Here is a 21301-nt window from a genome sequence, read left to right as displayed (position 1 = left end):
TATGAAAACAGTTATAGCAGAAAAACCAAGCGTAGCAAAAGAAATAGCCAGCCTGTTGGGAGCATCCGAAAAAAAGGACGGCTACCTTATAGGGAATGGCTATTTTGTTACGTGGGCATTCGGACATTTGGTCGGATTGGGAATGCCCGAAGATTACGGAATTTCGGGGTTTGATCAGGCATCATTGCCGATACTCCCCAATCCGTTTATTTTGACTGTCCGAAAAGTCAAAAAGAACAAAGGCTATACAGCCGATACAGGAGCATTGAAACAACTAAAAGTTATCGAACAACTTTTTCAACGTAGTGATAGCATTGTCGTTGCGACCGATGCAGGGCGTGAGGGCGAACTTATTTTTAGATACATTTATGAACACCTGAAATGCCGTAAACCCTTTGAACGGCTGTGGATAAGCTCGCTTACCGAAAGAGCCATCAAACAAGGCTTTGAGAAACTGAAAGACGGAAAAGAATTTGACGGATTGTATCAGGCAGCACAAGGCAGAAGCCGTGCCGATTGGTTGGTAGGTATCAATGCCACACAAGCATTGAGCATAGCCGCAGGCAACGGCATTTATTCACTCGGCAGAGTGCAGACACCTACATTGGCGTTAATTTGTAAACGCTATTTGGAAAACAAGAATTTTACGGTAAAGAAATATTGGCAAATACAGTTGTTGCACCGAAAAGAGGATATAGATTTTAAAAGCATTTCTAAAACCAAATGGGAAGACCAAAAGCTCGCAAATGATACATTGCGGTTAATCGGAAGACACGGCACTGCTACGGTTGTAGCTGTGGAAAGCAAAAACGCAACGGAGCAACCACCTTTGCTTTTTGACCTTACAGGCTTGCAAAAGGAAGCAAACAAAAAGCTGAACCTGTCTGCCGAACAAACCCTGAACATCGCTCAAAGCCTTTATGAAAAGAAATTCATCACCTACCCACGTACAGGAAGCAAATACATCCCTGAAGATATGTGGAGTGAGATTCCCAATCTCGTAAGAGCCTTGCAGGACAACGAAAATTTTAAACAAGCCATAGCCAAAATGAAATGGGGTCGTTTCAATAAACGGATTGTAAATGATCTCCGTGTTACTGACCATCATGGATTGTTGATTACTGATAAAATCCCGTCCGCACTCAACGCAGACGAAACAAAAGTCTATAACATGATTGCCTTTCGCTTGCTCGAAGCCATTTCGCAAGCCTGTGTCAAAGAGATAACCGATATAGCATTGGAAGTTTCACACTATGATTTTACGCTGAAAGGATGTAAGATCCTGGATGCAGGTTGGCGTTCCATAAAAGGCAATTTTATGGATGAAGACACCGAACCGATACAGGATTTGCCCGAACTTAAAAAGGGCGATGAACTAAAAATAAAAGAAGCCTCCGTTTTGGAGAAGAAAACCAAACCACCTGTGCTTTATACCGAAGCCGGACTTTTGTCAGCTATGGAAACCGCTGGTAAGGAAATAGAAAATGAAGAAGAACGGAAAGCCCTGCAAAATATCGGCATCGGTACGCCTGCGACAAGAGCCGCAATAATCGAAACCTTGTTTACCCGCAATTATATCCAAAGGGAAAAGAAATCTTTAATCCCGACCGAAAAAGGATTACAGGTTTATGAATTGGTCAAAGACCGTAAAATTGCAGATGTAGCGATGACTGCCGAATGGGAATTAGCATTACAGAAAATTGAAAACAACGAAGTAGATGCAAGGGTATTTCAGAGGGAGATGGAAACTTATGCCAAATCCATCACGGATGAATTGTTACAAACCTCCATTGCCAACGGGAACCTACCCCAACTTGCCTGCCCGAAATGTAAAACCCGGCAACTCATTATCCGTGACAAGATTGTCAAATGTCCTGACGAAAATTGTAGCTGGGTGCAGTTCCGCAATGTATGTGGAGTGCAAATCGGGATAGATGATATAACGAGCCTTGTCAATAAAGGCAAAACCTCGTTAATCAAAGGAATGAAAAGCAAAGCCGGAAAGAAATTCGATGCTTACATCGTGCTAAAAGAAAATGCCGAGAGTTCGTTTGAGTTTGAGAACAAGAAAAGCAATAAACGAAATGGAAAATAAACAGACTATTGTACCTAAAGAAATCAAAAATCTGATTTATACCATACGTGACAAGCAAGTGATGTTGGACAGCGATCTCGCTTCTTTATACCAAGTGGAAACAAAGAACCTCAACAAAGCCGTAAAAAGAAATATTGAGCGGTTTCCTGCTTCTTTTTGTTTTCAACTGACCGATAAGGAAGTTGAAGACTTGAGGTTCCAAATTGGAACCTCAAGTTTGAGTTACGGTGGACGGCGTTACCTGCCCTATGTTTTTACCGAACAAGGGGTTGCAATGGCTTCTGCTATACTTCGTTCTGATGTTGCTGTCAAAGTCAGTGTAGAAATTATGGAAGCATTTGTAGAAATGCGTAGAATGCTTATTAGCAATGCTTCTTTATTCCATCGTTTGGATAATATTGAATTAAAGCAATTAGAAGCCGATCAAAAATTTGAAGAAATCTTTAAGGCTTTGGAAAGTGACAAGCTCCATAGCGAAAAAGGTATCTTTTACAATGGACAGGTCTTTGATGCCTATACCTTTGTATCAGACATTATCCGAAGTGCCGATAAATCAATTATCCTGCTCGATAATTACACAGATGATACAGTGCTGACCTTGTTGGGCAAACGTAAGGATAACGTAACAGCAAAAATCTACACCAAAAATATCAGCAATCAGTTAAGGCTGGACTTACAACGATACAACAGCCAATATCCCCCGATTGAAATTGAGATTTTCTCCGATGCCCATGACCGATTTTTGATCATAGACCAGACGCAACTGTATCATATTGGAGCTTCGCTAAAAGACCTGGGCAAAAAATGGTTTGCTTTTTCCAGAATGGATATAGAAGTCGGCAGGATGCTTCAACTTCTGAACGAATAATAAACCCTCTGAAATTTCAGAGGGTTTTATTTTAGTTTTTTGATGCTTCCAACGAAACTTTTCTAAACTCTTTTAAAAGTTTCTCCAATTCAAGAGAAGCCTTACGGGCTCTTGTTCCTGCGGCTTTGTTCCCTTTTTCTGCCTGTAATTCCGCATCAGCTTTGAATGCTTCAATGCTTGCGTTGATTTTTTCGATTAGTTCATTCATTATGATAATGGATTAAAATTTATAACAAACAAAAGTACATTTTTAAGCCCTTACATCAACTACGTTTTACGACAAATCCTGCCTCTCAAAGCCAAACCCTGCCACATCTTCAAAGGCTCTTGATCTCTACTCTAATTTTAGGCTTTACGCAAAATTTCTAAACAAAAATTATTATGAGTACACAGCAAAAAGACTTGTCGTATTTCCGTTTACGACTGCAAGAGCATCTTAATTCGAGCTTTCCCGAAAAAGCCAACGATCAAAAATTTATCGACCAGCGTTCCTCGTGGGCAGCGAATGCTTATGAGGGAGCGTTCCGCTCCGGCAACGCTATCGACCAATGCAATGAGATAGCCAATTACATTCTGTTTGAAAACCTGCATTTCTCCAAATTCGATACCATTTTTCAAGTGGTCTGCAATGAGTTTGATACCCTTATGGCAGACGAGGAACTGCGACCGTTCGCCTTCAAAATGTTTCCCGTCTGTGAGCCTGTTTTTGCCAAATATAAACTGACAGATGATTTCGCTTACGGTTATGAGTTTGATGTCCTCTATACCGAACTGACGGGAACTATCGCAATATGGATAGAGGAAAATGGGCTTCAGTAAAAGGCAACACCTCCAGCACAACATCGAAGCCCTGCGGATTGCTTTTACATTAGAAAAGGAAAGACGACAAGCCACCGCAGAGGAAAGACTGCTAATGAAGCGTTACAGCGGATTTGGCGGTCTTAAATTCGTGTTGAATCCCATAGCGAATGAAATAGACATCAATCATTGGCGAAAAACCGAACATGATCTTTTTCCGATAACACAGGAACTCCATAAACTGCTCAAAGAAAATTCCGAAGACGATAAGCAATACCGTCGGTATGTAGATAGTATGAAAAGCTCGGTACTGACTGCTTTTTATACACCACCACAGGTCATAGATACGATTGCTTCGACATTGAGGAATAGCGGTCTTAATATTGATACATTCCTCGAACCCTCCGCAGGTATCGGCTCCTTTATACAATCATTTGCAGAGAACCGGGAGGCTAAAGTTACTGCTTATGAAAAGGATTTGCTCACAGGCAAAATATTAAAGCACCTTTATCCTGAAAGCACTATCCGCATTAGCGGATTTGAAGAGATACCTGAAAAAGAGCAAGGCTCGTATGCTGTAATTGCAAGCAATATCCCTTTTGGGGATACTTCGGTATTTGATCTGTCGTTTTCCCGAAGCAAAGACCCCGCAAAAGTACAGGCTGCCCGCAGCATCCACAATTATTTCTTCTTAAAAGGAAATGACATGCTTCGTGAGGGCGGTTTACAGGTGTTTATTACTTCTCAGGGTATTCTGAACAGTCCAAAGAATGAGCCAATACGCAGGGCGTTAATGGAAAACAACAATCTGGTTTCGGCTATTCGATTGCCGAATAACCTGTTTACGGATTATGCAGGTACAGAGGTTGGAAGTGATTTAATCATATTACAAAAAGATATACAAAAACAAAAAAATTCCTGGAGAGAAAATAAGTTCTGCGGCACATACATAACAGCGGAAAACTTCTCAACTAACGTATTATTGGGAGATCTCGACAGGGTGGTTCATACCGACAAAAAAATAGACACCGATCCTTACGGACAACCTGCTCTCATCTATACTCACAAAGGGGGTATTGAGGGCATAGCAAAAGACCTCAATCAAATGCTTTCCGATGATTTTGGAAAATATTTGGATTTAGGTTTATACAAAGGCAAACGGAACGATGACCCCATCACACCAATACCAATTACCCCGACAGTCGCACCTCCGGTTGCCGAACCTTTAACAGTTCAGACGGAACCACCTAAACAACGAAATATTCCACCTGCAACCGTTCAGGAAAGTCCACAGGAATTAAAGCAACTGAGCATTTTCGATTTGTTTGAGAATGCAGGGGAACCCGTAGCGGTTCTTGCTCCACCAAAGAAAACTACCCAGAGTAAAAGAAAGACAGTAAAAAGCAGGCGTGCTCCTATGGGTCGGCAAACCGACCTGTTCAGCGGTACAATGCAACAATCTTACACGCCTCCTGCTTCAAACGGTACAGTAAAGAGAAACACTCGACCGAACAACACCGGACAGGAAATAATCGGCGACTTGTTTTCACAAGTTGGCGGGAATGGCCACGCTGATAAGCCAGCCGATCCCGACATAGCAATCAACACCATCCCCGAACCTGCTCCGTACAGTGGCGAACTGCAAGCATTCCACCGAAACGACTGCCTTGTCGTGGATAATGGCTGGGTGGGTCATCTGCAAGAAGTAGAGGCAAAAGACGGTACGGCTGTTTTCCACCCCTTGCAATTGCCGCCTTTACAGAAAGCAAGAGCCGAAGCGTATATCGGGGTGCGTGATGTTTATCAACTGCTATACACCAAAGAAGCAGAACAACAGATCGAGCATAAAAAAGAAAGGGAAACTCTTAACCGTCTTTACGATGCCTTTGTGAAGCGGTACGGGAACCTTAACAATGCCGATAACATCAAGTTGATAAAAACAGATAGTGCCGGAAAGGAAATACCTTATTTGGAGCGTGTAAAAGGCGGTATTATTCATAAATCGGATATTTTCAGTCGTCCTGTAAGTTTCTCAACTGTAACCATAACAACCGACAATCCCGAAGAAGCGTTATCCGCTTCGCTGAACAAATACGGGAGCGTGGATCTGGGCTATATGTCCGAAATCAGCAATATGCCTGCTGATGCTTTGAGGGAAGCCCTGCACGGTCGTATTTATTACAATCCGCTCGAAAAGGAATATGAAATTGCTGAACGTTGGGTTGCGGGCAACGTTGTGGAGAAAGCACAAGAGGTCAGAGCCCACCTCGAAAACAATCCCGATGATGCCCAAGCCAAAGAAAGCCTTACCGTATTAGAGGAAGCAAGACCAAGACGTATCGAATTTGAGGAACTCGATTTTAATCTCGGCGAACGCTGGATACCCGCAGGCATTTATGCCCGGTTTGCATCGCACCTTTTCGATACAGAAGTCCGTATCCATTACTCCGATAGTGCCGACGATTTCTCCGTAACCTGTAAGCAAAAGAACGTACACATTTGGGATAAATATGCGGTCAAAGCCAAAAGCCGGACGTATGACGGAATTGCCCTGCTCAAACACGCCCTCATCAATACCACGCCCGATATTTCTAAAACAGTACAGGTAGATGGCAAAGATGTTAAGGTAAGGGATATGGAAGCCATACAAATGGCGAATACCAGGATTGACGAAATCCGAACTGCCTTTACCGATTGGCTTCACGCCCAAAACGATGTGTTCAAAAAAAGGCTGACCGACCAATACAACGACACCTTTAACTGTTTTGTCCGCCCGAACTACGACGGCTCACATCAGGAGTTTCCGGGATTAGACCGAAAGGGATTGGAGATTGACGACCTGTATTCGAGCCAAAAGGATGCGGTCTGGATGATAAAGCTCAACAACGGTGCTATCTGCGACCACGAAGTAGGTGCAGGAAAGACGTTGATAATGTGTACGGGAGCACAGGAAATGAAGCGTTTGGGCTTGGCACACAAACCGATGATTATCGGACTGAAAGCCAATGTACCCGAAATTGCCGAAGCCTACCGCACCGCTTATCCCCACGCCAAAATCCTCTATCCGGGCATTGATGACTTTACGCCCGAAAAACGTCTGCGGATTTTCGGTGATATTAAAAACAACGAGTGGGATTGTGTGATACTCACACACGACCAATTCGGGATGATACCGCAATCACCCGAAATACAAAAGGAAATCCTGCAAATCGAATTAGACAGCGTAGAAGAAAATCTTGATGTTTTGCGTAGTCAAGGAGATGAAGTAACCAGAGGTATGCTTGCCGGAGCGGAAAAACAAAAGGAAAACCTCGAAGTAAAGCTCAAAACGCTGCAACACGATATTGAAAACCGCAAAGATGACATTGTAGATTTCAAAATGATGGGTATAGACCATTTGTTTGTAGACGAAAGCCACCAATTCAAAAACCTGATGTTCAACACAAGGCATTCGAGGGTTGCGGGATTGGGCAATCAACAGGGAAGCCAAAAGGCACTGAACCTGCTGTTTGCTATCCGTACCATACAGGAGCGTATTGATGCGGATATGGGGGCAACTTTCCTGTCGGGAACTACCATAAGCAATTCGCTTACCGAACTGTACCTGCTCTTTAAATACCTGCGACCAAGAGCATTGGCAAAACAGGGTATTAACTCCTTTGATGCGTGGGCAGCGATTTATGCAAAGAAAACGACCGATTATGAATTTTCGGTAGCTAATAATATCGTGGCAAAAGAGCGTTTCCGATACTTTATCAAAGTACCGGAACTGGCTCAATTCTATTCCGAAATCACGGATTACCGTACTGCGGAAATGATTGGTATTGACCGCCCAGAAAAGAACGAGGTGTTTTATAACATACCGCCTACGCCAGACCAGGAGCAATTTATCGAAAAGCTGATGGAGTTTGCCAAAACAGGCAAAGGCGAATTATTGGGCAGAGAACCTTTATCTAAAAAAGAGGAAAAAGCAAAAATGCTCATCGCTACGGATTACGCCCGTAAGATGTCTTTGGATATGCGGATGGTAAGCCCTCATTACCAAGACCACCCCGACAACAAGGCTACGCATTGTGCGAATAATATCGCTAAGTATTACCACAAATTCAATGCACAGAAAGGAACGCAATTCGTGTTTTCGGATTTGGGAACATACAAACCGAACCAATGGAATATCTACTCCGAAATCAAACGCAAGTTGGCGGAAGACCACGGCATACCTGCACACGAAATCCGCTTTATACAGGAAGCGAAAAATGACAAGCAACGCAAAGAACTTATACAAGGAATGAACAGCGGTAAAATCCGTGTGTTGTTCGGTTCTACGAGTATGCTCGGTACAGGTGTCAATGCACAGAAAAGAGCCGTTGCCGTACATCATCTGGATACGCCTTGGCGACCGTCCGACCTTGCCCAAAGGGATGGTCGGGCTATCCGAAAAGGCAATGAAATAGCCAAACATTTTAACAACAATAAAGTGGATGTCATTATTTATGCAGTAGAAAAATCGTTGGACAGTTACAAGTTCAACCTGCTGTACAACAAACAGCTATTTATCGACCAGTTAAAATCCAATAATCTCGGCAAACGGACGATTGACGAGGGCAGTATGGACGAAAAATCGGGCATGAACTTCTCAGAATACGTGGCTATTCTTATGGGCAATACCGACCTGTTGGACAAAGCTAAAATAGAAAAACAGATTGCCGGACTGGAAAGCGAAAGGCAATCGTTCAACCGTTCAAAATCGAGTGCCAAATATAAATTGGAAGACTATACGGCAGAACTCGACAGAACCCAATCCCGATTTGACCGTATGAGCCTTGACTGGAATAACCTGCAAGGGCGTATTCAAAAACTGTCGGATGGTACTGTTGCTAACCTTATTAAGCTGGACGGCTTGTCGCCAAATGCGGATACAAAACAAATCGGTACAAAGCTCAATCAGCTTGCGGACAAATCCCGTACAGGGGGGGATTATGAGGAAATCGGAAGCCTCTACGGTTTTCAGCTTTTGGTAAAAACGGAAATGTCGCAAAAGGACGGTGCGGATATTCGGGTAAACCGATTTTTGATACAGGGCGAGGGAAATATCAAATATACCTACAACAACGGTATCCTTGCCAAAGATGAGAAGCTGGCATCTATGAATTTCCTTAATGCACTGGAAAAACTACCTTCCTACATTGAACAGGAACAAAAGAGAATAGCCGAAATTAAAAAGGATTTACCTGTTCTTCATGAAGTGTTGAACGGTACGTGGAGTAAAGAGAACCGATTGAACGAACTTAAAACCGAGCTGGCTTCTGTTGAGCGGAAAATACAGTTATCTATCAAGCCCAAAACACACGACGAACCCGAAGAACAAACTGAAAAACAGCAAGAAACACCAAAGGTTTCGGAAAGTATTGTGCGAACAAAAGGCATTCATTTACCAAGAGGGGTATTATAAAAGGGGCTTTTTATAAGCTCCCTTTTTCTTGGCAGACGTTATTTTACATAGTTCAGATACCAATGTACCCCAAACTTATCTATGACACACACCAGGTTGGTGTCAATCGTTGTTTGGAAAAAATCAAATGTTACATTTCCGTCAATTTTCAATTTCTCAAAAACTGATTTTTGTTCATCAGGATTATCAAAATTTACTGTCATTCCAATACCGTTTCCAAAACTGATTTCTTCCTTTTCAAAACCGTCAGAAATATAGAAATGAACGTTTTCCGCTTTAAATTCAGCGTGGGCAATTTTGTTCTTATAGGCTTCCGATACCTGATAAGGTGTTTCTGAATACCGTTGTACAAAAATTGTCTGTCCTCCAAAACAATCTTCATAGAATTTCAAGGCTTCTTCTGTTCTGCCTTTAATCGTAAAATAAGCAACTAATGTTTTCATATTCAATTATTTTTAGGCAAAGATTGTTATTAACCCTGCCATAAAATTGAACGGAGTTGCTATTTTACGCTTTGAGAGGGCAATATGCCGAATGCCTTATAATATGTTCGTGTAAAATGTGCTTGGTCTGAAAAACCACCTAAATAAGAAGAGTGTGTAAGGCTCTGTTTTTGATAAACTGCTTTTAGGGATTTGACTAATTTCGTATATAAAACAAACTCTCTAAAAGATATTCCTGTTTGCTGTTTGAAAAGATGAGAAAACCGATACATTGATAAATGGCTGTGTTCAGAAATCTGTTTGAGCGTTATGTCTTCTGTTTTTCGGATTTTATCTATTGCTTTTCTAATTCTTTTGTCTATCGCAATACCAGAAGTATAGCCAATTTCGGAAATAATTTTGTCAATTATTTTTTTGGTCAAGCTCTCGTCATTCTGCTCATCTGAAAGCCATTTTTCTAAACGTTTGGTTATATTTTTTACCTGAATAAGCGATAATTGTTTGAAGGGCTCTTTTCTGTCGGTTAGTTTTAAGCCTTGTTCAGAGAAAGGCTCGATATGGATAAAAGCAATGTAGCTGTTATCAGGATTGACAAGTTTTCGGATAGTGTTAGCCTGCATAATTACTCCCTTGCAGGAAACCTTTTGCCGCTCACACCAATAATCAATTTCATCTGAAAACGATACAGCAACGGTAATAGCGTGATGCAGATGTTCGCTGGTCTGGATGTCTTTACCGATATAAATCCCGCCAATGTCCGAAAACCCTATTTTTATGTGTTTTTTCACGATTTTTTATTGTCTTACAGACTTAGATATTGTCCTGGTTATTTACTCATTATCTTAGATGGTTTCCTTTCCGTTTCATCCTGCAAAGTTATCAAATTCAAATAAGCAAATGTTTATATCTTATGGATAAACTACATTGCGGGTATTATCAAACAAAACTACTTATCATCGTACTCATCCATTTTTCTAATCAGTGCATCACGTAAGTTGTCAAGGAATTTCGTTCGGTTTATTTTTCGGGCTTTCAGTTCCAAAAATGTATGATAAAAATCTCCTAAGTCAATATTAAATGTGCTTTCAAATGTTTTGGCAATAACCTTGATGTCGGCATTTCCATTGTCAAATATGCCGTGTGCATATAGAGCATATATCAACTCCGTTAATGCTGTTTTGCTACCTGTCCAGTTCAGTACAGGCTTTTCAGAAGTCTTATTTTGATGCGTGTTATGAAGCTGATCTTCAAGATAAACCCGTATCAGGTCATTAGCTATAATCTTCGCCGCTTTGTAATCATGAGACGTGGAAAATCTGTGGTCGGTTTCAAAATAAACAGTATCCAGACTCAATTTTATATCATATTTACCTCTGATAAAGAGCTTGTCATCAATGAAAGAATTATTAGTCCGGTAGTATTTATAAAATTCGAGATTGTTGTCAAAATACTTTTTGAGTTTTCTCAATTCTTCATTTAGATATTTTTTTATAGCCTTACTATTGTTTGGCTTTTTGGTTTCAATTTTATAAATGGCATTGTAGTAAACGAGCTTTGCCACAATTGCAGGCTTCTGATACTTGAAAAAACGGATTTCTTCATCTGTATTCTTAAAACCTCTTTTTAGAACATATTCTTTTACTTCAGACAGACAGTTTACAATGAGGTGAATAATGGTTTCTATACGTTGTATGGAATAATCGGTTTCCAACTCACATTCATGAATTGTGGTTTCCAGACTATGGAGTTTTTCATTCAAAAATTTATTCATTCAGCTTTATTTTAGTGTTTTTGGTTTAAAAGGAAAAGTCTATACAGGCGTAGCCACAGAAGATTAAAAATATTCCCCCAATGTTATGTAAAAGCCGTGGTAGCCACGGCTGAAACCATAATCCAACGATATATTTGTGCCGGATAATTTATCGACCTTAATCCTTAGCCCACCACCGACGCCTAAACTCCATTTAGAGAACAGCGGATTTTTATAGTCCTCTGTGCTATTGAGGTTTGAAAACAGTGTAAATCCGAGCAGTCCATCACGTGTGATGTCCTTTCTATATTCCGCTTCCAGATAAAACAGGGATTTCGCACGAAACCTGCTCTGCTGAAAACCACGACCCGAAGTATTGAAATCATCCCATCCAATGGATGGCAGATCAAAATAAGGAGCATTGGAATTAAATGTTGTCCAGTAATAGCTCCATAATGCGATCAGGTTCTGCCGTTCAGGAGACTTGGTCAATCTGTAATATTTTTTGGCATCCACATACAAAGAATGCCAATAACGATCACTACCCATAAATTCGGGATTCATCCTGTACGTAATATTTAAGTAGCTTCCCTTTGATGCATTTATCGAACTACCCCTCGTATCATATAGTAAATCGAAGCTGATACCGGAGGAGGTGCTGGTTGTTCCGTTCGTGGTTCCATAATTGTATCCGGAAAATTGTGTAAGTGTTGGGTCTTGGGAGTTTGTTTTAATCTTTGAATTGACATCAAGATGATATCCAACCCCTAACAACAGTCCGGGAGAAACCTGTCTGAATATTTGCTGGTAAACACGCAGATATGACCTATCGACTAATAACTTGTCATCATCAGTTTTTAGCTTTCCTAATCCGTAGGTGTATTCCGGGTATTTCAAAATCCGCATATCGCCTCGTAAAGCCCATTTGTTACGATCCAGCCAGATGTAGGAACGTACAGGGAGTCCATACCTGCCCTCAAAATCGAAATAGGGAACAAACCAGACTTCGGATAAATTCGTGTTTTTTCGGCTTCCGAGATAAAAACTTCCTGTTACCGTGGTGACCAAAGCCCTGCCACCTCCGGGAACATCTGTAGTCAATGGCAGTACGGAAAAGCTGAATGGCTTATCCGTGGTGTCACGAGGTTCCGGAGGTATGTATATTAAACATCTTTTCGATGACATCAAACAGATCCTTCTGCTTAATGGTATCCTGTTTGGCTTCAATGCCAGTAGAATCTGTGGGAGTCTGAGCATGAAGTGCCAGAGGGAGGAAACTGAGGCACAGTACTGTCCACTGCATCCCTGCTCTTATCCGCATGGGCCATTGGGGACACTCATTACTGAATGTTAAGCATTCTTTTTTATTTTTCACTACTTTCATGATTTTATGAAATTATCTATTGATGGTATAACCCACTGTCCATTCGACAAAATCAGCCTTGCCCATATGTGCTTTGATGGATACCCCGGCATTGATATTTTTATACACGTAATACCGAGCTCCAGCCCTTAGGAAAAAGGGATTTACCTCACCGTTGAACTCCTGCCTGTGCAGGTAATAGCCGATATTTCCGTTTAGCACAAGGCGTTCATCCAGGATATGTACGATATACAGGGTCGGCCCTCCCGAAAACTGGGAGCCAAAGGCTCCTGCCTTTCTGCCCGCCACTTTGCTATCGTTCCCAGAACCAGAATAATAAAAGTCCACTCCGGCTCCCAGACGCCATTTGTGGGATACGTGCCTGCTGGCATAGATCCCGATAGTCGCTTTGAGGTAGCTGTCGTCCGAGTCGGGACTGAGCTGTTTGACACCCGTCCCGAGATTGATGTGGTACAGCCATTTTTTTGGAAATGGTGCGATAGGGGCATCGTGCCTTATCATAGCTTCCGGATGTGGCTGATAGCTGACCGAAAGTGACAGTGGCACCAGATTGATACCTCGGTTAGGCAGTGCCATGGCTCCGTTTGAAAAATGGTGGAACGACACGCCGATCCCTGCCTTCCATTTTGCATGGAGGCGGTACTGTGCACGAAGGCCAAAATCGATAAAAACGTTGTTCCGGGAGCCAATTGCCAGGTTCAATGGATTGTCAACCTTGTCATAGGGTTTGAAGTTACCTGTCAGACCCAGTGCGATCCGGTAGTCAAACGACCATCTGCGGTCACTTTCCGGGGAAAAGGGAACCTGCACGAAGCCGTACACGGCGAACGGATTTCCTATAATGTCGTTGTTAAAGGTACCCGAATAGATCCCCACGCCATAGATGGGGTTATTGTAGAGTGCATTATAGGCATACCGCTTACTGTTCTGTTTCCAGCCGATCCTCAGGTTGGCTCCCTGATAGTAGGCATCCTTATAGGTCATATCCCTCAGTTCCTTTTGTTTCAGGATTCCACCGTTTTCCAGATCGAACTCAATGACCAGCGGATTACGGGCAGGAGCCTGTCGGAGGGAATCTTCCTGAGCCATGCTGAACAGTGGAAAAAAGGCAATAAAAAAAGGCAATAGGGATTCATGCCGGCATGCCGGCCAGAAAAATAGTAATCTCATTTGTATTCTTTTTTAAAACGATAGGACGGGCTGGATCAACTATCCAGCCAGGCTTTAAAGTCAGGTACACGGTCTCTGCTCACAATGACATCTTCATCAGGCTGAGGGGAAAGCACGAGCTTAAGACGGTTGCCAAAATAAATATGTATCTGCCGTATACATTTTCTTGAAACGATGAACTGACGGTTTATCCGAAAAAAGGTATAAGGGTCAACCTCTTTTTCCAGCAAGTCTAACGTGGAGGAAAGCACATGGGGCTTATTATCCAGCGTAACCAGATGCGTTAATTTATTGGAGAGCTGAAAATAGGCGACCTCATCTTTAGAGATCGTCAGTAACCTGTCTCTCCACTCTATCAGAAAATTGTTCTTAAACCTCGTTGGGTTCGCTGAAATATCTTTAAGGAGAAGTTGAAGATCGGGGATAGCAGTTACCGGATTCAACTGACGATACCTCATCAGGCTTTGCTTAATATCTTCTATCGCTACGGGTTTTAGCAAATAATCGATGCCATTTGCTTTGAATGCCTTGATCGCATATTCGTCGTAAGCCGTGGTAAAAATGACGGGCTTCTGAATATCAAATTCGGAAAAAATGTCAAAGCTGAGACCATCCGACAACTGAATGTCCATGAAATACAGATCCGGCTCATCGTTAGCGGAGAGCCATTCCAGCGTTTCCTTAACCGTGTGTAATATAGCCACGATTTCAATGTCTTCCCGAACCTTTGAAATAAGCCGTTTCAGTCGGTTGGCTGTCAACAGTTCATCCTCAATTATTATTGCTTTTATCATCGCTTAAGTTCTAAAAATGGAACCCTCACCCAAAAGAAATCATCATCGTGCTTTATCGAAACCACTTCGTTTCCGAGAAGCTGATACCTTTCTGTTATATTTTTCAAACCAATGCCTTTGCTGGCTCTTTGGGTAGTCACAGGGTTAATGTTGTTCTTTATTACGATACCGTCCTGGTCAGCAAGTATTTCTATTTTTAAAGGGCTTTGCCTGCTGATCGAATTGTGTTTGATAGCATTTTCAACCAATAACTGCATGGTTGCCGTGGCAATGCCTTTGTTCATAAGGCTGTCCGGTATATCAATTTTCACCATCAGACTTTCCTGATACCTTGCTTCGTACAGAAACAGATAAGAACGTATAAATTCCAGTTCCTCTTTCAGCGGAACTACATGGTGTTCTTTGTCTTTCAGTACGTGCCTGTAGATATTTGAAAGTTGCTGTACATATTCAACCGCCAACTGTGAATCCTCTTCTATCAGGGAAGTAAGCGTACTGAAATTATTAAAGAGAAAATGAGGATCTATCTGCATTTTCAAAAATTCCAGTTCTGCCTTAGCCACTTTTTCTTCATACTTCGCCAGCGTGACCGTCGCCGTATTCCATTGGATGAAGAACGAAGCAGCCGTAAATACCGCAGAAAAAAGTATGCACATAACTGTTCCGGTTACAAATACCTGCCGAACCGTTGTTTCATCATAGTATGCATCGGGGATCAACAGCCGTGAAAGAAACAGTACGGAACTGACGATAACCATCAATATACCGATCTGAATAAAAATCCTTTTGGTAAGTGCAGAACGCCACGGGAAATGTTTATCCAGCTTTTTGCTGACCCAAAAACTGCTTTCCATTATGGTCAACACACCGATGAAAGTCACCGCCAGATCACGGAGCACTTCGAGCACGAACTCTTTTGTGAGCGGATAATCCCACGGGTTTATCAGGAGCAGCATTCCATAGAACACTACTCCGATGATAAAGTAACCGATAAACTTAAATCCCTTTTTTTGAAATGTCATAACAGTACGAATTTAAACATTATCGTTGAGCTGACCGTGATATGCATTAGCAATTAACATTCACCTGCTATTTTCGTGTCCACGTTTGTGTCTGGTAGAACATGCCGACATAGCCCCGCACCTTTAGCTTGCCATTTTCAAGCCACATGGTACATTTATAGGTCTTTCCTTCCGATGGATCATAGATTTTGCCACCTTCCCATTTTCCGTTGTTCTGCTTAAAGTCCGTTAACATAAGCAGTCCGATAAGAGGTTTGCTACGTTTGGACTTGTCCGGGTTTTCCTGATCGGTCAATGGTTTGCCCTGTGCATCATTGGCATCTTTCAGCCATACGATCTTACCATTGAACTTGTCTCCCGACTGATAAATTTCTACAATGGCTTCACCGTCGTCTGTCAGCCATTTTCCTTTTATTTCCTGTGCATAGGTGAACGATGCTATAAGCAGCAGTGCAAAACTTAAAAATAGATTTTTCATGTTTTATTATTTTTGTTATAAATTATTTCAAGAGTTTTATTTCATTTAAACGGACGTTTCCCTTTTCCGACTTGGCAATAATCACCGCAAGATTCGGTCTTGTTGTATGGGTCTGTTTTTCGCCCACCTTTACCCCATAGGTCAGCAGGATTTCGCCGTTTTCATCTCTCTGTAAACTTACAGGGTATATTTTCGTCTCCCTGTCCGTTTCCGGAAGCACAACCGCCAATACATTTTGTTTGGAAAAATCAATAACGGTAGGCTTTCCATCATTTCCCATGTGAGCCGCCATTCCAAAAATTTCATTAAACTGTTCCTGTGTTTCAATTCTGGGATGCTCCAGTTTTGTTACTGTATTATTTACAAAATAGTTTTTAGCTAATGTGAAAGCAATGTCTGCTGTATTTAACACCGTGTCCGTTGTATTTACAGCATCTTTCAAAGCATTCTCGTTGTCCGGTTTCTTATTGTTTTGACACGCCGTAAAAGCCAGCCCTGCAAGTGTTAACAGCATTACGATTCTTTTTGTCATATTTTAAATGTTATCGTTTTTTATCGTATTAATGAGTCCGGTTCTATTGTATAGTGCCGATTGCTTTTTTCAGTGCAGCCGAAGCAATGAAAGCATCATATACTGCCTTATTGTAGCTGTTATTTGCCTGTATCAGACTGAACTGACCATCAAGTACGTCCTGATAACGTCCAACTCCCTTTCGGTAACGGGCATCTATCAGTTCCAGGCTCTTTTCTGATGCCTGTACAATATCTTTTGCAACGTTGATCCGTGACATGGCTTCTTGCAGGTCTCCCTGAGCTTTACGGTATTCCAACAGTGCCTTACTGTTAAGCTGTTCGCCTGCTATTTTCAGTTCCTGCAATGCAATAGTGGACTGCTTTGCCTTGTGATCGTTCCTGAAACCGCTGAATATAGGAATGTTGAGCTGTAGCCCCACATAGAAACTGTTCGGCCAGGTATATTGGTTCAACCTGAAATGGTCATGTTGAGCCTGAATCTGGTACTGGCTGATAAAATCCAGTGTGGGAAGCCTACGGCTTTTATCCAGATCAATCTGTTTTTTAGCCAGAGCCTGTTGTGATATATTCTGCCTGATGTCAGGTCTGCCTTCAAAAACAGGAGAGCCGTTCTGCTCTGTAAACAACAGGCTTGTAAGGGTTTCTTCAGAAATGCTTTCCTGCAACAAAACCGTACTCTCAAAAGGCAGTCCTATAAGCTCTTTCAGGTAATCCGTCGCCTGTACAATCTGATTTTCTGCCATGTAGAGGTTCGGTTTCTGATTCTGCACATTGATATACACATTCAAGGTATCCGATACAAGTGCCAGATCATTTTTATAAAGGACACGGGTATCGTGCATGGTCTGTTCTGCCCGTTCTATTGCCTTATGGACAAGTTCCCTGTTAAGGATCGCTAAGCGGATATTATAATAAGCCCTGCGTATCTCATCAGCCAGTTCCCATTTGGTCATTTCCCGCTCCGCTTCCGATAACGCTGTGTTCAGTTTGGACAACCGGATTCCTTCACGAAGCTGGGGATTAAATATCGGTAACTGTAAATCCACCAAACCGCTGAAATGATTCTTTGCCGATCCGTTTACAGGCATCATTCTTGAATTGTCAATCGTCAAATCTCCCGTTGGTGAAACACCGATACCGGGGAAAAAGAAAACGGTCGGCTTGATGTTACGTATGTAGGTGGTCGATGCGTTGATCTGCGGATAGCGGTTTGCCTCGATTTCCTTTGTCGCATACTGTGATTTCAAGGTCGAAAGTTCTCCTGCCTTGACCATTCTGTTGTTTTGAAGCCCAAGCCCGACCGCTTGCTCCACGGTCAGCCTGTACACGGAATCAGCGGGAATCGGCTGGGTCTGTGCGGACAGTTGCAGTCCACCTATCAGTAGCAGAACAGTCGCTATACCGGACTTGTTTACTTTGAGTGCCTTGCGTTGTTTTGATCGTTCCATCAAACGGGTAATACCATAATGAACGACAGGAACCAATAGCAAGGTCAGGAACATCGAACTGGTAAGCCCGCCTATAAGTACCCATGCCAGACTGCTGATCATTTCCGAAGATGCCCCTTTTGACAATGCCAGTGGTAGCATGCCAATTACCATTGCCAGCGTGGTCATCAGGATCGGTCTCAACCTTGTACGTCCGGCATCCAAAAGTGCCGCTCTGAGAGAATCTCCCTCGGCAAGTCGTTCGTTTGCCCTGTCGACCAACAAGATGGCATTCTTCGCCACAAGCCCCATCATCATGATCAATCCGAATATGGAAAAGATATTCAGTGAATTTCCAGCTAAAGCTAAAGCGACCACGGAACCTCCGACACCTACCGGAATGGAGAACAATACGACAAACGGGTATGCCCAGTTGTTATACAATGCGACCATGATCAGGTAGATCAGGCAGAGTGACATAACCAGTGCCACGGCAAGGCTTCCGAAAGCATCATCCTGCAAATCGAGGTCGCCCTCATAACGAAGCGTAACGGATGCAGGTAGCGGATTTTTAGCTACGATAGCCTTGATGTCCTCGCCGATATCTCCGGTAGGTCTGCCGGTTACCTTTGCCATCAGCATCACTGCGGACTGTTTATTTCTTCTTTCGAGCATAGATGGTGCGGTGGCTAAACGGACATCCGCAAACTGTTTGAGGTATATCATCTGACCCTGAGCGTTAACGAACGGGAAATTTTCAATATTGCTTGTGGTCGCTTTGTCCTGTTCACGCAGGGAGATACGCATATCGATCTCTGTACCGTCCTTTGTATATTTCATATCTTCGTAACCGTTCACGGCTATACGCAGTGCCGTACTGATCCCCTCTACGGTCAGACCGAGGTCACCGAGTTTTTTACGGTCTATATTTACCTGTAACGACGGTTTCTCATCCTCTACAGAGAGCTTTGGAGCAACGATACCGTCCACTTTCCTGATATCTTCCAAAAGTCGTCTTGCGGTTGCAAATACAGTATCTCTGTTCTCTCCGTGCAACAGTAGCTGTATCGGAGCGGCATTGGTTCCGAAGAGACCTACAGTGGAAACATCGACTTTCACACCCGCTTCCAGCAAGGCGATTTTTTTAAGTTCCCGTCCTATTTCTGAAATGGATTTACTTCTGTCTTTAGCTTCAACGAGCGATATGTTTATACTTGCCACGTTACCGCCACGGTTCTCCCCTGAGCCATCACTTTGATAACCGACAAGCGTAAACTGATTAGTAACTTCCGGCACTTCATTCACTCTCTGTTCAATAGATTTGACAATGCGATCCATTTCCTGGATACGTGTACCCGGAGGGGCTGTGACCATCAGCGAAAGCTCACCCTTATCCGTAGCGGGAACAAACTCGCTACCTACATGCCCTGTGAACAGCAGGCTTAGTGAAGCGATCAGGAAAGCAGCGGAAATACCGACAGTTTTCCATTTATTAACAAGTGACCATGCCAGTATCCTTTCGTAAAGATCGGTCAGCTTCGCAATCTGTTTCTCAAAGAACATCGCAAAACGGGAGAAGATAGTCTTTCCGTCCAGATGGGTAAGTTTCGCAAAACGTGACGATATCATCGGTGTCAAAGTGAAAGACACCATTAAGCTGGACAGTGTGGAAACCACGATGACTAAAGCGAATTCTTTAACAAGGCTACCTACAAGCCCCGGCACAAAAGCAAGGGGCAGGAATACCACTACGTCCACCAGTGTAATGGACATCGCAGCAAAACCAATCTCTGTACGACCGTCAAGGGATGCTTTCACTCTTTCAGATCCCATTTCCATGTGACGGTAGATATTTTCCAGCACCACAATGGAGTCGTCCACCAGAATCCCGATCACAAGAGACATAGCGAGAAGCGTCATCAGGTTCAGGGAGTAATCCATAGCGAACATCATGATGAAAGCAACCAACAGGGAGGTTGGAATAGCGATCAGTACGGTGATTGCATTTCGCAGACTGTGCAGGAACACCAGCATAACAAGTGCCACGAGCAATACCGCCAAAAAGAAATCAAAGTACACGGAATTAGCCGCTTTGAGTGTAAATTCCGATGAATCGGAAATAACAGAAAACTTAAGCCCGATGTTGCTGTGCAGGGATTCCAGTTCTGTCAGATGTTCCCGTACCAGTTTTGCGGCTTCCACGGCATTTGCCCCGGTCTGCTTGTTGACCAGCAGGGCGATGGAGTTCTTGCCGTTTACACGGTTCATGACCGTAGCCTCCTTTTGTCCTTCTGTTATATTGGCGACATCTTTTACGAATATGGTACTGCCATCCGGCTGGACACGTACGGGTTGCATACGAAGTTGCTCGAAGTCCGTTGCTTTACCTGTGGTACGCACGTCAAATTCGCCGTCTTTTGATTTTACCGCACCAATGGGTATCTCGACATTACTGCTTTGGATAGCCTGTGCAAGCTCATCCATGCCAATGCCATAGGCCCTCAGCTTTTCAAGGTCTGCGGCAACTTTAACTTCCCTTGGAGAACCACCAAGAAGCGTAACACGCCCTACATTGTTGATCTGTGAAATACCCTGTCTGATCTGCTTATCCAGCATCTCGTACAACTGTGCTTCAGGAATATTCGCAGTAGTTCCTATTCTTAGTACAGGCTCATCGTTGATACTGTAACTTTCAATAGTGGGTGATTTTACGGCAGCAGGGAGTTCAGGGAGTACTTTGTTTATCGCCCGCTGTACATCCTGAATCGCTTTTTCGGGATCAGCATCGGCAACAAACTCAATGGATACGACCGCAGAGTTTTCGGCAGAATAAGTGCTGACCCTTTTTATCTTGTTTACGCCGGATATGGCGTCTTCCAATTTTTTGGATACCGTGTTTTCTATTTCACTCGGTGCTCCTCCCGGATATACGGCTGTTACCGTAACGACGGGGGTTGCCAGTTCGGGCAATAGTTCATAGCGGAGTTTGCTATATCCCAATATACCCAGACCTGCTATGATCAGGTAAAAGACAATAAATAATATGGGGCGTTTGATCGCCAGTTCTGTTAACTTCATTTCTTTTG

General features: G+C 42.9%; 15 protein-coding genes. 4 read left to right on the top strand and 11 right to left on the bottom strand.

The features are described from left to right. Position 1: 1 nt before the first annotated feature. Entirely contained in the window at positions 2-2095 is a 2094-nt protein-coding gene (locus tag BUA97_RS07865; RefSeq protein WP_072997315.1) for a type IA DNA topoisomerase, read from the top strand. Continuing rightward, complete coding sequence (locus BUA97_RS07860; RefSeq protein WP_072997314.1) at positions 2085-2963, top strand: ORF6N domain-containing protein; 879 nt, start codon at positions 2085-2087, stop codon at positions 2961-2963. Before BUA97_RS07865 ends, BUA97_RS07860 begins: the two co-directional genes overlap by 11 nt. A 31-nt stretch (positions 2964-2994) precedes the next feature. Here the strand turns inward: BUA97_RS07860 and BUA97_RS07855 are convergent, their stop codons facing one another. Continuing rightward, on the bottom strand, positions 2995-3171 hold the full coding sequence (locus BUA97_RS07855) for a histone H1 (RefSeq protein ID WP_072997313.1): 177 nt from the start codon (positions 3169-3171) through the stop codon (positions 2995-2997). Positions 3172-3344: 173 nt separating this feature from the next. Here BUA97_RS07855 and BUA97_RS07850 point away from each other — a divergent pair, with 173 nt between their 5' ends. Together BUA97_RS07850 and BUA97_RS07845 are read left to right on the top strand one after the other, a co-directional pair. Further along, complete coding sequence (locus BUA97_RS07850) at positions 3345-3782, top strand: DUF1896 domain-containing protein (protein WP_072997312.1); 438 nt, start codon at positions 3345-3347, stop codon at positions 3780-3782. Beyond that, the gene (locus BUA97_RS07845; RefSeq protein ID WP_072997311.1) at positions 3769-9213 is read left to right on the top strand and encodes a helicase-related protein; all 5445 of its coding nucleotides are present in this window, start codon (positions 3769-3771) and stop codon (positions 9211-9213) included. The genes BUA97_RS07850 and BUA97_RS07845 overlap by 14 nt, the downstream gene beginning before the upstream one ends. 38 nt (positions 9214-9251) lie before the next feature. On the opposite strand, the gene BUA97_RS07840 is transcribed toward BUA97_RS07845, so the two are convergent. The 10 genes from BUA97_RS07840 to BUA97_RS07790 form a co-directional block, all read right to left on the bottom strand. Next, the gene (locus BUA97_RS07840) at positions 9252-9656 is read right to left on the bottom strand and encodes a VOC family protein (RefSeq protein ID WP_072997310.1); all 405 of its coding nucleotides are present in this window, start codon (positions 9654-9656) and stop codon (positions 9252-9254) included. A gap of 59 nt (positions 9657-9715) precedes the next feature. Beyond that, positions 9716-10444: a helix-turn-helix transcriptional regulator gene (locus BUA97_RS07835; protein ID WP_072997309.1), complete on the bottom strand. Its 729-nt coding sequence runs from the start codon at positions 10442-10444 to the stop codon at positions 9716-9718. 158 nt (positions 10445-10602) lie between these two features. Then, positions 10603-11427 carry an RteC domain-containing protein gene (locus BUA97_RS07830; protein WP_072997308.1) on the bottom strand — a complete coding sequence of 275 codons (825 nt, stop codon included), beginning with the start codon at positions 11425-11427 and terminating at the stop codon, positions 10603-10605. Between the two features lie 63 nt (positions 11428-11490). Continuing rightward, positions 11491-12591 (bottom strand): BamA/TamA family outer membrane protein, encoded by a 1101-nt coding sequence (locus BUA97_RS07825; protein ID WP_165894377.1) that lies wholly within the window; start codon positions 12589-12591, stop codon positions 11491-11493. Positions 12592-12802: 211 nt separating this feature from the next. Beyond that, a complete protein-coding gene (locus BUA97_RS07815) occupies positions 12803-13960 on the bottom strand; it encodes an acyloxyacyl hydrolase (RefSeq protein ID WP_221405655.1) in 1158 nt (385 codons plus the stop codon). A 35-nt stretch (positions 13961-13995) separates the two neighbouring features. Then, complete coding sequence (locus BUA97_RS07810; protein WP_072997304.1) at positions 13996-14754, bottom strand: LytR/AlgR family response regulator transcription factor; 759 nt, start codon at positions 14752-14754, stop codon at positions 13996-13998. Beyond that, the gene (locus BUA97_RS07805) at positions 14751-15776 is read right to left on the bottom strand and encodes a sensor histidine kinase (protein ID WP_072997303.1); all 1026 of its coding nucleotides are present in this window, start codon (positions 15774-15776) and stop codon (positions 14751-14753) included. Before BUA97_RS07805 ends, BUA97_RS07810 begins: the two co-directional genes overlap by 4 nt. A 67-nt stretch (positions 15777-15843) precedes the next feature. After that, positions 15844-16254, bottom strand: coding sequence for a DUF2147 domain-containing protein (locus tag BUA97_RS07800; protein WP_072997302.1), 411 nt, complete (start codon positions 16252-16254; stop codon positions 15844-15846). A 22-nt stretch (positions 16255-16276) separates the two neighbouring features. Continuing rightward, entirely contained in the window at positions 16277-16786 is a 510-nt protein-coding gene (locus BUA97_RS07795; protein WP_072997301.1) for a hypothetical protein, read from the bottom strand. 43 nt (positions 16787-16829) lie between these two features. Then, positions 16830-21293, bottom strand: a complete 4464-nt coding sequence (locus BUA97_RS07790; protein WP_072997300.1) for an efflux RND transporter permease subunit — start codon at positions 21291-21293, stop codon at positions 16830-16832. Positions 21294-21301 lie beyond the last annotated feature (8 nt).

This window comes from Epilithonimonas mollis (assembly GCF_900142325.1).
GTDB lineage: Bacteria > Bacteroidota > Bacteroidia > Flavobacteriales > Weeksellaceae > Epilithonimonas > Epilithonimonas mollis.
The sequence above is the reverse complement of the archived record's forward strand: the minus strand, read 5'-3'. Positions and strand labels throughout refer to the sequence as shown.

Coding starts and splice junctions, on each gene's coding strand:
- BUA97_RS07865 (WP_072997315.1), top strand. CDS start 2: ATGAAAACAGTTATAGCAGAAAAACCAAGCGTAGCAAAAGAAATAGCC.
- BUA97_RS07860 (WP_072997314.1), top strand. CDS start 2,085: ATGGAAAATAAACAGACTATTGTACCTAAAGAAATCAAAAATCTGATT.
- BUA97_RS07855 (WP_072997313.1), bottom strand. CDS start 3,171: ATGAATGAACTAATCGAAAAAATCAACGCAAGCATTGAAGCATTCAAA.
- BUA97_RS07850 (WP_072997312.1), top strand. CDS start 3,345: ATGAGTACACAGCAAAAAGACTTGTCGTATTTCCGTTTACGACTGCAA.
- BUA97_RS07845 (WP_072997311.1), top strand. CDS start 3,769: ATGGGCTTCAGTAAAAGGCAACACCTCCAGCACAACATCGAAGCCCTG.
- BUA97_RS07840 (WP_072997310.1), bottom strand. CDS start 9,656: ATGAAAACATTAGTTGCTTATTTTACGATTAAAGGCAGAACAGAAGAA.
- BUA97_RS07830 (WP_072997308.1), bottom strand. CDS start 11,427: ATGAATAAATTTTTGAATGAAAAACTCCATAGTCTGGAAACCACAATT.
- BUA97_RS07825 (WP_165894377.1), bottom strand. CDS start 12,591: ATGTCATCGAAAAGATGTTTAATATACATACCTCCGGAACCTCGTGAC.
- BUA97_RS07815 (WP_221405655.1), bottom strand. CDS start 13,960: ATGAGATTACTATTTTTCTGGCCGGCATGCCGGCATGAATCCCTATTG.
- BUA97_RS07810 (WP_072997304.1), bottom strand. CDS start 14,754: ATGATAAAAGCAATAATAATTGAGGATGAACTGTTGACAGCCAACCGA.
- BUA97_RS07805 (WP_072997303.1), bottom strand. CDS start 15,776: ATGACATTTCAAAAAAAGGGATTTAAGTTTATCGGTTACTTTATCATC.
- BUA97_RS07800 (WP_072997302.1), bottom strand. CDS start 16,254: ATGAAAAATCTATTTTTAAGTTTTGCACTGCTGCTTATAGCATCGTTC.
- BUA97_RS07795 (WP_072997301.1), bottom strand. CDS start 16,786: ATGACAAAAAGAATCGTAATGCTGTTAACACTTGCAGGGCTGGCTTTT.
- BUA97_RS07790 (WP_072997300.1), bottom strand. CDS start 21,293: ATGAAGTTAACAGAACTGGCGATCAAACGCCCCATATTATTTATTGTC.